The following is a 14,076-nucleotide window of genomic DNA, read 5'->3' as shown; positions in this document are numbered from 1 at the left end:
GGGATGTTCACCGAACCGGAAACCTGGGTCGCGATCGCCTTCGTCATCCTGCTGGTGCTGTTTGCCTATCTTGGCATCCACAAGACGGTGCTGACGGCGCTCGATCATCGCGGCGCACGCATCAAGGCCGAACTTGACGACGCCCGCCGTCTGAAAGAGGAGGCCGCCAAGCTGCTCGGCGAGTACCAGACCCGCCGCGCCAGCGCCGAACGCGAGGCCGAGGAAATTGTCGCCAACGCCAGGACTGAAGCCGAGCGCATCGCGACCGAAGCCAAGGCCAAGATGGAAGACTTCGTCGCCCGCCGCACCAAGACCGCCGAGAGCAAGATCGCCCTTGCCGAAGCCCAGGCGCTCGCCGACGTCCGCGCCGCCGCCGCCAACGCTGCTGTCGAAGCCGCCTCGACCATCCTGTCGCGGTCGGTCAAGGGCACGGTCGCCGACGATTTGCTCGCCAAGGGCATTGCCGAGGTTCGCGCCAAGCTGAACTGAGCGCTCTCCACAACCAATCAAGAGCCGGCGCGAGACGATCGCGCCGGCTCTTTTATTGCTTTTTCCTTTTCGGCGCCGGGCGTTCGGGCTTCAGGGCCTGCGGGTCGAAGCCGATATAGAAGATGTAGCTGTCGCCGGCAGCGCCGGGGGGCACCGGATAGCTGAGGTCTTCGGCGACCAGCGTGAACGGCTCGCTGCCGCTTTCTGTCATGTTGACGGTGGTCTGGTAGGCCTTGGTGGCGATGGTCTTCTCAGACACGCCGCCCTGCACCACCGCGACGCGAATCGGAACCTGGACCGATGCCGGCGCGCCGGCGGGGCCTGCGATGACGCGGCCCTGAATGCCGATCCGCGCCGTGATCACGCCGCCATTGAGGCTGCATTCGCGGGCCATCTTGCTGATCGTCGCCTGGAAGCGCAGGTCATTGCCGACCGGCTGCTTGCCGGGCGCTGCGACGGCGTAGGTGGAAGCGCCTGACCGAACTGTGACCGGCGGACAGGTCAGATCGCCGGTGTCCTGCGGAACTGCCGGAGCAGCGGTGGCCGGCTCCTCGTCCGACTTGCCGCCGAACAGGCTCTTGAAACGGTCGGTCAGCGATTGCGCCGTTGCCGGCGCCGCCATCAGGCAGGCCAGACCGCCCGCGACCGCGGCCACAGCCATCACCCTGGCCAAACGAGTGTTACCCATGCGACGTCCCCGAAATCCCATCGTCCCACGTCAATTGTTCGCGGCGGCGTTATAGCAGCCCAATGGCGGCGAACCCAAGGCACCCAAAAGGCTTAGAAATCAACGGTTCAGCCGCGGAAATCCTCATGCAGCAGGCCGAACAGCAGATGGTCCTGCCAGATGCCGTTGATGCAGAGATAGCGCCGCGCCAGCCCCTCGCGGGTGAAGCCGCATTTCTCCAGCACCCGGATCGACGGCGTATTGGAGGGAATGCAGGCCGCCTCGATGCGGTGCAGATTGAGCTCGCCGAACAGCGTCGGCAGCAGCACCCGCAGCGCCACGGTCATGTAGCCGCGGCCGGCATAGGGCTCGCCGACCCAATATCCGATGGTGCCGGCCTGCACGATGCCGCGGCGGACATTGGCGAGCGTGATGCCGCCGATCATGGCGCCATCGCGCTCACGGAAGATGATGAACGGATAGGAGCGGTCGGCGGCAATATCCTCGGCGTAGCGGCGCAGCCGGCGACGGAATCCGGCGCGGGTCAGATCGTCCGACGGCCAGATCGGCTCCCAGGGCGTGAGATAGGCCCGGCTTTGTTCGCGCAATTGCGCCCATTGCACGAAATCCGACATCTGGGGCGCTCGCAGCAGGAGACCGTGGCCACGCGGCACGAGCGCAGCCGGTCCGCTGGTTGGCAAACGAAACAGGGCCATGCCCACTCTCTCCCGCTCTACCTCAATGTAGAAGCGTCTTCGCCTTCGAACGCGTCAATCCTTCCGCAAAAGCTACCGCCGTGTCCAGACCCCTTCCGCTGCCAAGTGCGACAACTGCCGGCCGGCTGCGGGATAAAAGCGCATGCGCCGCGTTGCGGGTCGATTCGATGGAGACTGCGTCGATCCTGGCGACCAGCTCCTCCACCGTCAGCGGCCGCCCATAGGCCAGCACGTGCCGCGCGAGCTGCTCGGCCCGGGACGAACAGCTTTCCAGCGCCATCAACAGCCCCGCCTTCATCTGCGCTTTCGCACGGGCGATCTCGGCTTCGGTCAGGGTTTCCACCGCGTCGTTGATGACGTCGACGATGACCTCCATCATCTCCGGGGCGTCGCCGGGATCCGTGCCGGTGTACAGGCCGAAAAAGCCGGTGTCGGTATAGGGCGCGTGGAAGGTGTAGATCGAGTAGCACAGACCACGCTTTTCGCGCACTTCCTGGAACAGCCGCGACGACATCCCGCCGCCGAGCGTGTTGGTGAATACCTGCAGCGAGAATAGCGACAGGTCGGTCTGCGGCACGCCTTCGAGCGCCAGCGTCAGATGCGCCTGTTCGAGGTCGCGGTGAACCACGCGCGAGCCGCCCTTGCCGAACGTCGCGGCCTGCGGCTTCGGCGCGGGCGTCGCGTCGAAGCTGGCAAATTTCTGCGCCACTTCCTCCACCACGCGCTTGTGGTCGACCGCGCCGGCAGCCGCCACCACCATGTCGGGGCCGCGGTAATGTGTCGCGAGATAGCCGCGCAACATGTCGCGATCGAAATTCTTCAGCGTCTTTGCGGTGCCGAGCAGCGAACGTCCCATCGGCTGGTCCGGAAAGCAGAGCTCGTTGAGATGCTCGAACACGACATCGTCAGGTGTATCCTGCGCCGCGCCGATCTCCTGCACGATGACGCTCTTCTCGCGCTCGAGCTCATCCGGCACGAACGACGGATTGGTGAGGATGTCGGAGAGCACGTCGAGCGCGAGCGGCACGTCGGCCTTCATTACCCGCGCGTAGTAGGCCGTGGTCTCGGTCGAGGTCCCGGCATTGAGATCGCCGCCGACCGCCTCGATCTCTTCGACGATCTCGCGCGAGGAGCGCCGCGCGGTGCCCTTGAAGGCCATGTGTTCGAGGAGATGCGAGATGCCGTGTTCGTTCGGCTTTTCGTCGCGGCCGCCCACACCCGCCCAGACGCCGAGCGCCGCAGTTTCCAGATGCGGCATGGTGTCGGTGACGACGGTCAGGCCGGATGGCAGCTTGGTGACGTCAACGCTCATCCGCCAACTCCCTGCTTCGCCGCGCGGCTAACTGAACGCACGAACCGCTCCACCTCGGCTGAATCGTTTTTCATCACCGTGATGTGTTCGGATTTGGTCATGAGACCGTCGAGCCAGGCCGGCAGCTGCGGCCGCACGCCGCACGCGGCTTCCACGGCATCCGGGAACTTGGCCGGATGCGCGGTCGACAGCACGATGTTGGGGATCTTCGAATCCGACGTGTCGCGATCGGCCACCGCCAGCGCCACCGCGGTATGGGGATCGACGAGATCGCCGACCTCGCGCCAGGCGGCACGAATCGCAGCGGCCGTCTCGGTCTCGTCGGCGCGGCCGGCGTCGAACTCCTCGCGGATCGCAGCCAGCATGGCATCCGGCAGCACGAAGCGCCCGGACTGTTTTAGCGAGGCCATCAGCCGGCGGACGCTGTCGGGATCGCGGCGGCTCGCCTCAAACAACAGCCGCTCGAAATTCGAGGAAACCTGGATGTCCATCGAGGGTGAAGCGGAGGCGTGAACTTCACGGACTTCATAAATGCCGGTCTTGAGCGTGCGCGGCAGGATGTCGTTGACGTTCGAGGCGATGCGCAGCCAGCGGACCGGCAGCCCCATCTTCTTGGCAACGTAGCCCGCGAAGATGTCGCCGAAATTCCCGGTCGGCACGGTGAAGTCCACCGTGCGCGCCGGCGCGCCGAGCGCCACGGCAGACGTGAAGTAGTACACCACCTGCGCGACGATCCGCGCCCAGTTGATCGAATTGACGCCCGACAGCGAGACCGCGTCGCGAAAGCCGTGATGGTTGAACATCGCCTTCACGATCGCCTGGCAGTCGTCGAAGGTGCCTTCGATCGCGAGCGCATGCACGTTCGACGCGCCGGTCGTCGTCATCATCCGCCGCTGCACGTCGGAGATGCGCCCGTTCGGGAACAGCACGATCAGATCGACATTGTCGAGGCCCGCAAACGCATCGACCGCGGCGCCACCGGTGTCGCCTGAGGTAGCGACCACGATGGTGGTGCGCTGGTTGCGCTTGGCCAGCACGTGATCCATCAGCCGCGAGATCAACTGCATCGCGACGTCCTTGAACGCCAGCGTCGGGCCGTGGAACAGCTCCAGCACGAATTGATGCGGACTGACCTGGTTCAGCGGCACCACCGCCGGATGGCGGAACGTGGCGTAAGCCTCATTCGCCATACGGCCGAGATCGGCATCGGAAATTTCGCTCGCCGCAAACGGCTTGATGACGTCAACGGCAACTTCCCAATAGGGCCGGCCGAAGAAGGAGGCGATTGTCTCGCTCGATAATTGCGGCCAGACCTCGGGCACGTAGAGACCGCCGTCGCGGGCGAGCCCGGTCAGCATCACATCGCAGAAACCCAGGACGGGGGCCTCCCCCCGCGTCGAAATATAGCGCGTCAAACCACCCTCCAAAGGCGAGCCCTATGACAAGCCTTTGATTTCAGTCGTGAATTAGATTTCGCCAAGCGCGAAGTGAGAGCGCACCATAAAGCGTTTTGCGGCGAAGGGGAAATGGCATGGCGGAAAAAACAGCAGAAGCGGTGGCTTTGGAGGCCAGCGGCCTCATGGTTCGAGACGCGCGGCGTGGCCGCGCTCCTCACAGAGGGTCACCGAGCTAAGGCGCGGCGTCAGCTTCCACGTCATTGCGAGGAGCGAAAGCGACGAAGCAATCCATGCTTCAGCAAGCGGCGCTATGGATTGCTTCGCTTCGCTCGCAATGACGGCGAGATGTGCCACCCACACCACCGTCATTCCCCACAGATGGGGGATCCAGTACGCCGCGGCTTCTCGATCGATCACTGCTGCCTCTGGAATACTGGGTCACCCGCTTTCGCGGGTGACGACAGAGAGCACGCCTGCCCTCACCCGTATCGAAGCACATCGACCGGATCGAGCCGCGCGGCGCGCCAGGATGGATAAAGTGTCGCGAGGAAAGACAGCGTCAAAGCCATGACCACGACGGCGGCGGTTTCGCCAAAATCGATCTCCGCCGGTAGCTTCGACAAAAAGTAGAGTTTTGGCGGAAACAGCTCGGTATTGGTCAGCCAGGACAGGAATTGCCGGATCGTTTCGATATTCAGGCAAACCAGCATGCCAACGAACAATCCTGTTACCGTGCCGAGCACGCCGATCGCAGCCCCTGCGATCAGGAATATCCGCATGATTGCCCCTCGCGAGGCGCCCACGGTGCGCAGAATGGCGATATCGCTGCCCTTGTCCTTCACCAGCATGATCAGGCCCGACACGATGTTCAGCGCGGCAACCAGCACGATCAAGGCCAGGATCAGGAACATGACGTTACGTTCGACCTGAAGTGCAGCGAAGAAGGCCGAGGTACGCCGTCGCCAGTCGACGAGGAACACCGGCCGCCCGGCGGCGTCAGCAACCGGCTTTCGGAAGCTGTCCACCCTGTCAGGGCTGCCGGCGATGAAAATTTCGATGGCGCTCACGTCATTGGCGCGGTTGAAATAGGCCTGCGCCTCGGCGAGCTGCAGAAAGACCATGACGGAATCGTATTCCGACATGTCGATGCTGAACACCGCCGCAACCTTGTACGGCTTGATACGCGCCGTCGTGCCCTTCGACGTCACTGCGCCATCCGGCGCAACCAACATGATGTTGTCGCCGGCACGCAGCGACAATTGATCGGCAAGCCGGCGTCCGATCGCGACCCCTCGCCCCTGGTCGAATTCATCCAGCGAGCCCTGCTGGATGTTGCCGGCGATCGCGGCAAGTTTGTCGAGATCATCGGAGCGAATGCCGCGCACGAGCACGCCGGAGGCATTGTGCGCCGACGATGCGAGGGCTGGACCGTCCACCACGGGAACGGCGAGCCGTATGCCTGGAACCTGACTGATGCGCTCGGTCACGTCCTTCCAGTCCGTCAACGGCTGCTCCAGCGGTTGCGCCAGAAGGTGGCCGTTCAGGCCGACGATCTTGTCCACCAGTTCCTTGCGGAAGCCGTTCATGACCGCCATCACGATGATCAGCGTCGCAACGCCGAGCATGATGCCGAGGAAAGAAAAACCGGCGATGACGGAAATGAAGCCTTCCTTGCGACGCGCCCGCAGGTACCGCCCGGACAGCAGCCATTCGAACGCCGAGAACGGCAGCGGGCGCGGAATCTCCATGATCCATTCATAGCGCGTTTTTCGGGACGATTAGCGCGCCCGCTTTGAAGAAATGACTTCGTCCACGGCAATATTCCTGCCACGCCAGATCAGCGCACTGCGGGCAGACGAACGACAAACGAGCAACAGCCGGCGGCCAGGCCGAGCGGCCATGACGAAAAGCTACTCACCTCGAAGCTGTCAGAAAAAGCCGAAAATGCTGGCTGCACTTCGGTCAAGCTCTCAGGATATCAGCTCAATCAAGCCCGGTATTGCTCGTCACTGACCTTTTCCATCCAGTCGACGGCCTTGCCATCGAGCCGCTCCTGGATCGCAATGTGCGTCATCGCCGTGGTCGGCGTCGCGCCGTGCCAGTGCTTTTCGCCGGGCGGAAACCAGACGACGTCGCCGGGGTGAATTTCCTCGACACGTCCGCCCCAGACCTGTACCCAGCCGCGCCCCGAGGTGACGATCAGGGTCTGGCCGAGCGGATGGGTGTGCCATGCCGTGCGCGCACCGGGCTCGAATGTGACGTGGGCACCGGCGACACGCGCGGGATCGGCGGCCTGGAATAGCGGATCGACGCGCACGCTGCCGGTAAAATATTCCGCAGGCCCTTTGCCGGACGGCTGGGAACCGCTTCGCTTGATCTCCATCGTTCTGTTCCTTGTATTGGCCGGCACAGCCGGCGCGGCGCCTGCTGCCAGCACCGCGAGGCCGGTGGTGGCGAGCAGACGCCTTCGTGAAATCATGATGCTTTCCCTACAGGTGCCTGCGCCGAGCTCAATAACAGCAGGCGCCAGCGCAATCACAGGCTCAACCGACGTTCGGCATTTGCTCCAAGAGCTTGTCGAGCGTGATCGGATAGTCGCGCACGCGCACGCCGGTGGCGTTGTAGACGGCGTTGGCGACCGCCGCCGCAACACCGCAGATGCCGAGCTCGGCGACGCCCTTGGCCTTCATCGGCGACGACATCGGGTCGGTCTCGTCGAGGAAGATCATGTCCTGGTGCGGGATGTCGGCATGAACAGGCACTTCATAGGCGGCGAGGTCATGGTTGACGAAAAAGCCGGCGCGCTTGTCGACCACCAATTCCTCCATCAGCGCCGCACCGACACCCATGGTCATTGCGCCGATCACCTGACTGCGCGCCGTCTTCGGATTGAGGATGCGGCCGGCGGCGCATACCGCCAGCATCCGGCGCACGCGAATCTCGGCGGTCGCGACATCGACGCCGACTTCGACAAAATGCGCGCCGAAGGTCGATTGCTGGTACTTCTTGTCGAGATCCCCGTATTCGATTCCGTCTTCGGCCGTAAGGCCGCCCTCGCCGGCAGCCTGCGCGAGCGGCACCTTGCGATTGCCGGAGCGAACCTCACCATCGGCGAACTCGGCTTCGGCGGAGTTGAAGCCGAGTTTCTGCGCTATCGCCTCGCGCAGCTTGACACATGCGGCATAGACGCCCGCGGTCGAATTGTTGCCGCCAAACTGTCCGCCGGAGCCTGAAGACACCGGGAATGTCGAATCGCCAAGCCGCACCACCACCTTCTCCAGCGGCACGCCCATCATCTCGGCCGCGGTCTGCGCGATGATGGTATAGCTGCCGGTACCGATGTCGGTCATGTCGGTCTCGACCGTCACCGTGCTGTTGTTGTCGAGCCGCACGCGCGCGGCCGACTTGACCAGCAAATTGTTGCGGAACGCAGCGGCTGTGCCGATGCCGATCGTCCAGCGTCCGTCACGGACCTTGCCCGGCTGCGGGTTGCGCTTGCTCCAGCCGAAGCGGTCGGCGCCGGCACGGAAGCACTCGGTGAGTTGACGCTGCGAGAACGGCCGCGCCGGTTTCTCCGGATCGATCTGGGTATCGTTGAGGATACGAAACTCGATCGGATCGATCCCGAGCTTTTCGGCCATTTCGTCGATCGCGATCTCCAGCGCCATCATGCCCGAGGCCTCGCCCGGCGCGCGCATGGCGTTGCCTTCGGCGAGGTTCAGCGCCGCGAGGCGGGTGGCTGTCATCCGGTTGGCCCCGGCATAAAGCAGCCGCGTCTGGCTGACCGCACCTTCGGGTCTGCCGCCGGGCAGATTGCCGGACCACTCTTCATGGCCGATCGCCGTGATCTTGCCGTCCCGCGTCGCGCCGATGCGAATGCGCTGGATCGTCGCCGGACGGTGCGTCGTATTGTTGAACATCAGCGGGCGCTGCAGCGCTACCTTCACCGGCCGTCCGGCCGCGCGCGCGCCGAGCGCCGCGAGCAAGGCATCTGAACGCACGAACAGTTTGCCGCCGAAGCCGCCGCCCACAAAGGGCGAGATCAGGCGAACGTTCTCTTTGGGAATGCCGAGGGTCTTTGCGACGTCCCCGACTCCCCATGCGATCATCTGGTTCGAGGTCCAGAGCGTGAGCTTGTCACCGGTCCAGGCGGCGATCGAGGCATGCGGTTCCATCATCGCATGTGCCTGATCGGGCGTCGTGTAGGTGGCGTCGAGTTGAACCGGCGCCGCCGCGAATGCGCCGGAAAAATCGCCGAGCGCGGTATCGGCCGGACCGCCAAACAAGGGCCGGGGCTCGCCGGTGTCCTTCACGGCCGCGAGGTCAAAAGCTCCCTCCGCTTTGACGTAATCGACATGGACCAGTCCCGCGGCTGCGCGTGCCTGCTCGAAGGTATCGGCAACCACGAGCGCGATCGCCTGATGATAATGTTCAATCTCCGGACCGCCGAGCAACGTGGCCGTGTTGCGCTCGCCTTTACCGAGCTTGCCGGCATTGTCTGCTGTGACGATGGCGCGCACACCGGGCGCCGCCTTGACCGCGGCGAGATCCATGTCGGCGATCCGGCCCTTGGCAATGGCCGAGCCGACCACGTAACCGTAAGCCGGATTCGGAACGGCTTCATGGTGCTCATAGCCATAACGCGCGGTGCCGGTGGTCTTGAGCGGACCATCGATGCGATCGATGGGCTTGCCGATCACCGTGAGCTGGTCGATCGGGTTGGTCGTGGCAGGGGTCTCGAATCTCATGGATCAGCCTTTCGGGTCAGCCTTTCGCTTCAGCCAGCACGGCGCCCAATGTGCGCTCGGCCAGCGCCAGCTTGAATGCATTCTGCCGCGTCGGTTTGGCGTCGGCGAGCAACTGTGCGGCGACCGCCTTGGCGCCGCGCGGCATCTGAGCCTCGGCCGCCTCAATGCGCCACGGCTTGTGCGCGACGCCGCCGAGCGCAACACGTCCCGTTCCGTCGCGCTGCACGATCGCGGCCACCGACACCAGCGCGAAAGCGTAGGAGGCGCGGTCGCGCACCTTGCGGTAAATCTGCTTGCCGCCGACCGGTTTCGGCAAGGTCACCGCCGTGATCAATTCGCCCGGCATCAGCGTCGTCTCGATATGCGGCGTGTCGCCGGGCAGGCGGTGCAGTTCGGCGATCGGGATCGTTCGCGTCGCGCCATCGGGCCGCACGGTTTCGATTCCCGCATCGAGCGCGCGCATCGCCACCGCCATATCGCTCGGGTGGGTCGCGATGCAGGATTCGCTGGCGCCCACCACGGCGTGCTGGCGGCTGAAGCCGCCGATTGCCGCGCAACCGCTGCCGGGCCGGCGTTTGTTGCAGGGCTGGTTGGTGTCGTAAAAATAGGGGCAGCGCGTCCGCTGCAGGAGATTGCCCGCGGTCGTCGCCATGTTGCGCAGTTGCCCGGAGGCGCCGGCGAGCAGCGCGCGCGACAAGACGCCATAGTCGCGCCGCACGCGCCCGTCCGCGGCGAGATCGGTGTTGCGCACCAGCGCGCCGATGCGCAAGCCGCCCTCTTGCGTGGTTTCGATCTTGTCGAGCGCGAGACCGTTGACATCGATCAGGTGTGCCGGGGTCTCAATCTCGAGTTTCATCAGGTCGAGCAGATTGGTGCCGCCCGCGATGAATTTGGCGTCGGGCCTGCGGCTGGCGCTGGCCGCGGCTTCGGCCGGGGTGCGGGCGCGCTCATATGTAAAGGATCTCATGCGGGCCTCCCGGCGACTTCCGATATTGCCTCGGCGATGTTGGAATAGGCGCCGCAACGGCAGATGTTGCCGCTCATGCGCTCGCGGAGCTCGGCATTGCTGAGTTGCGGCGGCGCGTTCAGGTCGGCACTGACGTGGCTCGGGATGCCGGCCTTGATCTCGTCGAGCACCGCGACGGCCGAGCAAATTTGTCCGGGCGTGCAATAGCCGCATTGGTAACCGTCATGCTTGACGAACGCGGCCTGCATCGGGTGCATATTGTCGGGCGTGCCGAGCCCCTCGATGGTCGTGATCCGCTCGCCCTCGTGCATCACGGCGAGCGTCATGCAGGAATTGATCCGCCTTCCGCCAACGATGACGGTGCAGGCGCCGCACTGGCCGTGATCGCAGCCCTTCTTGGTGCCGGTGAGACGCAGGTGTTCGCGCAACGCGTCGAGCAGCGTGGTTCGCGGGTCGAGCGTGAGACCGCGCGCCGTTCCGTTCACGGTGAAGGAGACTTTAGACAGGGCGGAGATTTCCGCGATGGCAACCTCACTGGGCACGGCAGGCGACTGGGCATTGACGATGGATGGCGCCGCCGTCAGCGCCACCGATGCGGCGCTTCCCGCCAGCAATTTACGCCGCGATAATTCGAAGTCGCTCGGACTTTTCATGTCGTGTTCCCGTTTGTGCTTTCGCCCGGAATCACGCTCGATGTGGGGCGCAGTCTTCACTGTCGCCCGCGTGAAATATCCGGCTGCGCTCCTGTAACTGCGCCGCGTTTCGGCTGTTCCTTGCCGGCGTTCACGTTTGAAAGAGCGTGAAGACCGGTGGGAGCGGCGCCTGCGAACGGCGCCGAGCACAACATCTAGCGGCTGCAGGGGCGTCCCATTAGATGGTAAAATTGACCTGCACCTATGAATTGGATTCATGAATGGCGCGGCAGAACATCAGCGATCTCACCGTGTTCCTTGCGCTGGCGCGGGAAAGGAGCTTCACCCGGGCGGCGGCGCAGCTCGGTGTTTCACCGTCCGCGCTCCGTCATACGCTGCGCGGCTCGAGGAGCGGCTCGGCTTGCGGCTGCTGACCCGCACCACCTGCAGCGTCGCGCCGACGGAGGCCGGCGAGCGGCTGTTGCGAACGGTCGGCCCGCGGCTGGAGAATCGATGCCGAAATTTCCGCCCTGACTGAACTGCGCGACAAGCCGGCCGGCACGATCCGCATCACCGCGGCCGAACATTCGGCGAGCGCAATCCTCTGGCCGGCGTTGGCAAAGCTGCTGCCGCGCTATCCGGACATCAAGATGGAGCTCATCACCGACTACGGCCTGAGACATCGTTGCGGAGCGCTAGGACGCGGGCATTCGTCTCGGCGAGCAGGTGGGCAAAGGATATGATCGCGGTTGGCATCGGACCGGACTTCAGCAAGGCGGTGGTCGCAGCGCCCTCTTATTTTGCTGGACATCCCAAGCCCGGCAAGCCTCAGGATCTGACCGCGCATAGCTGCATCAATATCCAGTTGCCGACCTATGGCGGGATCTATGCGTGGGAGTTCGAGAAGCGCGGGCGCGGGCTGAGGGTCCGGGTCGGTGGCCAGCTGGTGTTCAACAACGTGGCGCCGCTGATGAACGCGGTGCTGGCCGGGCTCGGCCTCGCGCTATCGCCTCTATTACCCGAGCCGCCGCCAGGTGGCTCCGGCCTTTGCCGTGCTGGTCGAGGCGCTGCGCTACCGGCGCTGACGCTTATTGCCGGGCAAACTAAAAGGGCCGCAGGCGAACCTGCGGCCCTCTCTCCTGGAAGGGTCCGTCACTGACTTGTGCAGACCTTCATGGTTTTCATGCTGGTTTCGGCCTCCGCCTTGGTCTTGAACACGCCGTTGTCAACGACGGTGGTGGTCGTCGTCGTCGGCTTGGTATCGACGACCGTGCATTTCTTGGTCGTGGCGTCGCGAACCACGTAGAATTCGGCAGCAACCGCCATGCCGGCGAACGCCGATGCGGCCATGGCCAGCGTTCCGATCATCAGAAACTTCCTCAAGGTGTCCTCCTCCGGTTTCCGAATGATGCAACCGGCAACTCCCGAATTAATCGATTGTTCCACTTTTTCCCGGCTTGAAGCGACGAGCCCTCGGACAAGGCGGCGGCGAACTAGTCCTCCTGGAGCCCTTCCAGGCTTTTAAGATATTTGAGCCCCTCGACCGCCAGTAGCTCCGTATCAGTCTCGCCCGCCATGCAGCGCTGTCGGATGAAACGCAGCAGACTGGCGCGGCGGGCGTCGTTCTCGTCGATACCGCTGTGGATCAGCAGGTAGACGCTCCAGGCCCGTGCAAAGGCGGCTTCTGCGATATCCGGGCTATTCATCCAGCTCTCCTTGCAATTGCTCTGCAAGGTTACTTTTCCAGTTTTTCCCGTCAACTGCGGCTTTCAGCGAGAAACAGATGTCGATTGCCCCCGGGCCGCCGATTTTGCGAAACGCAAGCAGTGGTTGGCGGAAATCCGTTCAGAAGCACCGGCCAGGTGCACGGGCGGCGAGCGAGCGGCTTCCGCATCACTGCCTGCGCATTGGTTCTGATAGCGGATTAGCACCGGGACAATTGGCAATCGGCGGCAGACGATCCGCTTCGTCCCTTGCGTGATCGCCACGGAACAAAATCGACGGTCGGGAACTTGTGTCCGGTATCGCGATCAAGCGATCGGGAGGACCCCCTGCATGAGACGTACCGTTCTGATTGGCGCGGCCTTGATTGCCTCGCTGGTAATGACCATGTCCGCTTCCGCCAGATTGGGCATCGCGCCCCTGACCGCGCAGGAAGGCGCGGTAATCCAGGTCAAGCACGGTCATGGCCACCATGGCCGCGGACACCGCGGACGCGGTCATCACTATGGATGGTACAGGGGCCGCGGGCATCACAAGTGGCGCCACCATCGCCGCCATCACTGGTGAGCCTTCGCTGAATTCGCTTATCGCCAATCCATTGCCCGGGCGACGCGCGAATTGCAGCGGCGCGAACGGGTCCCGCCCGCGCGGCGCGGCCGGTTCAGCCCACGCGATGCCAGTGGCGCTCAGCCGAGCCCCATCTCGACTGCAATCCGGATCAAGTCCGAATGGTTCTTGGCGCCGAGCTTCTGTTTGAGCAGCGAGGTGGTGTTGGCCACCGTCTTGTAGGAAATCTCCAGTGCGTCAGCGACTTCGACGATCTTGTCGCCACGGCCGAGCAGCCGCAGGATTTCCAGCTCGCGCGGCGTCATCAGCGACGCCGGATTGGCCTTGATCGACGCACCTGAAAATGTCACCGCCTCCGCCAGTTGCGGTGAAATGAAATTCTCGCCCGCGGCCACCTTGCGGACGGCCCTCACCAGCATCCGGGGATCGTCGCCCTTCGAAACATAACCCTGCGCGCCCATCTCGATGGCGCGAACGACGAACGCCGGATCGTCATTCATGCTAAACATGATGATCCTTGCGTCCGGATCGTCCTTGCGGATGCGCCGCATCAGTTCGAAACCGGAAACGTCGGGAAGTTTGATGTCGATGACCGTGACGTCGGGCTTCCTGGCAACATAGGCGCGGTGGCCAGACTTGGCGTCGGCGGCCTCGTCGATCTTCACGGAATTATCCGAGGCGAACAGCGACCGGCAACCCGACAGAACCACCGGGTGGTCGTCGACGATCAGGACCTTCGTTGCCGATTTGCCAGAATTTTGCATCATCCATCCCCTTTCGGGATAAATAAGCGGTTGGCGGCATTTGAAAAGAGAAATCTTGGGTTGCGGGAACTAGAATAGTGCAAATGTGGGAAGGG

General features: G+C 63.9%; 15 protein-coding genes and 1 pseudogene. 3 read left to right on the top strand and 13 right to left on the bottom strand.

The features are described 5' to 3' along the window. Positions 1-3: 3 nt before the first annotated feature. Complete coding sequence (locus tag HCN58_RS10945; RefSeq protein ID WP_171579337.1) at positions 4-489, top strand: F0F1 ATP synthase subunit B family protein; 486 nt, start codon at positions 4-6, stop codon at positions 487-489. A gap of 52 nt (positions 490-541) precedes the next feature. On the opposite strand, the gene HCN58_RS10940 is transcribed toward HCN58_RS10945, so the two are convergent. The 10 genes from HCN58_RS10940 to paoA form a co-directional block, all read right to left on the bottom strand. Further along, the gene (locus HCN58_RS10940) at positions 542-1,150 is read right to left on the bottom strand and encodes a hypothetical protein (RefSeq protein WP_171579558.1); all 609 of its coding nucleotides are present in this window, start codon (positions 1,148-1,150) and stop codon (positions 542-544) included. Between the two features lie 134 nt (positions 1,151-1,284). After that, on the bottom strand, positions 1,285-1,872 hold the full coding sequence (locus tag HCN58_RS10935; RefSeq protein ID WP_171579336.1) for a GNAT family N-acetyltransferase: 588 nt from the start codon (positions 1,870-1,872) through the stop codon (positions 1,285-1,287). A gap of 22 nt (positions 1,873-1,894) precedes the next feature. Next, a complete protein-coding gene (locus HCN58_RS10930) occupies positions 1,895-3,184 on the bottom strand; it encodes a M16 family metallopeptidase (RefSeq protein WP_171579335.1) in 1,290 nt (429 codons plus the stop codon). Further along, positions 3,181-4,599: a threonine synthase gene (gene thrC / locus HCN58_RS10925; protein ID WP_171579334.1), complete on the bottom strand. Its 1,419-nt coding sequence runs from the start codon at positions 4,597-4,599 to the stop codon at positions 3,181-3,183. Before thrC ends, HCN58_RS10930 begins: the two co-directional genes overlap by 4 nt. Before the next feature lie 162 nt (positions 4,600-4,761). Further along, positions 4,762-4,998 carry a hypothetical protein gene (locus HCN58_RS10920; RefSeq protein WP_171579333.1) on the bottom strand — a complete coding sequence of 79 codons (237 nt, stop codon included), beginning with the start codon at positions 4,996-4,998 and terminating at the stop codon, positions 4,762-4,764. Positions 4,999-5,060: 62 nt separating this feature from the next. Continuing rightward, positions 5,061-6,329, bottom strand: a complete 1,269-nt coding sequence (locus HCN58_RS10915; protein WP_171579332.1) for a lipoprotein-releasing ABC transporter permease subunit — start codon at positions 6,327-6,329, stop codon at positions 5,061-5,063. Positions 6,330-6,568: 239 nt separating this feature from the next. Continuing rightward, positions 6,569-6,964: a (R)-mandelonitrile lyase gene (locus HCN58_RS10910; RefSeq protein WP_171579557.1), complete on the bottom strand. Its 396-nt coding sequence runs from the start codon at positions 6,962-6,964 to the stop codon at positions 6,569-6,571. 160 nt (positions 6,965-7,124) lie between these two features. Then, the gene (gene paoC, locus HCN58_RS10905; RefSeq protein WP_171579331.1) at positions 7,125-9,329 is read right to left on the bottom strand and encodes an aldehyde oxidoreductase molybdenum-binding subunit PaoC; all 2,205 of its coding nucleotides are present in this window, start codon (positions 9,327-9,329) and stop codon (positions 7,125-7,127) included. Between the two features lie 16 nt (positions 9,330-9,345). Next, a complete protein-coding gene (locus tag HCN58_RS10900) occupies positions 9,346-10,296 on the bottom strand; it encodes an FAD binding domain-containing protein (protein ID WP_171579330.1) in 951 nt (316 codons plus the stop codon). Next, positions 10,293-10,949 carry an aldehyde dehydrogenase iron-sulfur subunit PaoA gene (gene paoA / locus HCN58_RS10895; protein ID WP_171579329.1) on the bottom strand — a complete coding sequence of 219 codons (657 nt, stop codon included), beginning with the start codon at positions 10,947-10,949 and terminating at the stop codon, positions 10,293-10,295. The genes HCN58_RS10900 and paoA overlap by 4 nt, the downstream gene beginning before the upstream one ends. A 260-nt stretch (positions 10,950-11,209) precedes the next feature. On the opposite strand from paoA, the pseudogene HCN58_RS10890 reads away from it, so the two are divergent. After that, a pseudogene (locus HCN58_RS10890) lies at positions 11,210-12,013 on the top strand (LysR substrate-binding domain-containing protein). A gap of 67 nt (positions 12,014-12,080) precedes the next feature. On the opposite strand, the gene HCN58_RS10885 reads toward HCN58_RS10890, so the two are convergent. Both HCN58_RS10885 and HCN58_RS10880 read right to left on the bottom strand, forming a co-directional pair. Continuing rightward, a complete protein-coding gene (locus HCN58_RS10885) occupies positions 12,081-12,296 on the bottom strand; it encodes a hypothetical protein (protein ID WP_235983566.1) in 216 nt (71 codons plus the stop codon). A 125-nt stretch (positions 12,297-12,421) separates the two neighbouring features. Further along, on the bottom strand, positions 12,422-12,634 hold the full coding sequence (locus tag HCN58_RS10880; RefSeq protein WP_171579327.1) for a hypothetical protein: 213 nt from the start codon (positions 12,632-12,634) through the stop codon (positions 12,422-12,424). Between the two features lie 349 nt (positions 12,635-12,983). On the opposite strand from HCN58_RS10880, the gene HCN58_RS10875 reads away from it, so the two are divergent. After that, positions 12,984-13,217, top strand: a complete 234-nt coding sequence (locus HCN58_RS10875) for a hypothetical protein (RefSeq protein WP_171579326.1) — start codon at positions 12,984-12,986, stop codon at positions 13,215-13,217. A 119-nt stretch (positions 13,218-13,336) separates the two neighbouring features. Here HCN58_RS10875 and HCN58_RS10870 read toward each other — a convergent pair whose 3' ends face one another. Continuing rightward, positions 13,337-13,981: a response regulator transcription factor gene (locus HCN58_RS10870; RefSeq protein WP_171579325.1), complete on the bottom strand. Its 645-nt coding sequence runs from the start codon at positions 13,979-13,981 to the stop codon at positions 13,337-13,339. Positions 13,982-14,076 lie beyond the last annotated feature (95 nt).

The organism is Bradyrhizobium australiense (assembly GCF_013114825.1).
Taxonomy (GTDB): Bacteria; Pseudomonadota; Alphaproteobacteria; order Rhizobiales; family Xanthobacteraceae; genus Bradyrhizobium; species Bradyrhizobium australiense.
Note: the sequence above shows the minus strand (reverse complement) of the source record. Positions and strands in the feature narration are given on the sequence as shown.

Bases quoted from the DNA above. Each gene is read 5' to 3' on its own strand.
- HCN58_RS10940 (WP_171579558.1), bottom strand. From the start codon at position 1,150: ATGGCTGTGGCCGCGGTCGCGGGCGGTCTGGCCTGCCTGATGGCGGCG.
- HCN58_RS10910 (WP_171579557.1), bottom strand. From the start codon at position 6,964: ATGGAGATCAAGCGAAGCGGTTCCCAGCCGTCCGGCAAAGGGCCTGCG.
- HCN58_RS10875 (WP_171579326.1), top strand. From the start codon at position 12,984: ATGAGACGTACCGTTCTGATTGGCGCGGCCTTGATTGCCTCGCTGGTA.
- HCN58_RS10885 (WP_235983566.1), bottom strand. From the start codon at position 12,296: ATGATCGGAACGCTGGCCATGGCCGCATCGGCGTTCGCCGGCATGGCG.
- HCN58_RS10900 (WP_171579330.1), bottom strand. From the start codon at position 10,296: ATGAGATCCTTTACATATGAGCGCGCCCGCACCCCGGCCGAAGCCGCG.
- HCN58_RS10880 (WP_171579327.1), bottom strand. From the start codon at position 12,634: ATGAATAGCCCGGATATCGCAGAAGCCGCCTTTGCACGGGCCTGGAGC.
- HCN58_RS10870 (WP_171579325.1), bottom strand. From the start codon at position 13,981: ATGCAAAATTCTGGCAAATCGGCAACGAAGGTCCTGATCGTCGACGAC.
- HCN58_RS10915 (WP_171579332.1), bottom strand. From the start codon at position 6,329: ATGGAGATTCCGCGCCCGCTGCCGTTCTCGGCGTTCGAATGGCTGCTG.
- HCN58_RS10935 (WP_171579336.1), bottom strand. From the start codon at position 1,872: ATGGCCCTGTTTCGTTTGCCAACCAGCGGACCGGCTGCGCTCGTGCCG.
- HCN58_RS10945 (WP_171579337.1), top strand. From the start codon at position 4: ATGTTCACCGAACCGGAAACCTGGGTCGCGATCGCCTTCGTCATCCTG.
- paoA (WP_171579329.1), bottom strand. From the start codon at position 10,949: ATGAAAAGTCCGAGCGACTTCGAATTATCGCGGCGTAAATTGCTGGCG.
- HCN58_RS10930 (WP_171579335.1), bottom strand. From the start codon at position 3,184: ATGAGCGTTGACGTCACCAAGCTGCCATCCGGCCTGACCGTCGTCACC.
- paoC (WP_171579331.1), bottom strand. From the start codon at position 9,329: ATGAGATTCGAGACCCCTGCCACGACCAACCCGATCGACCAGCTCACG.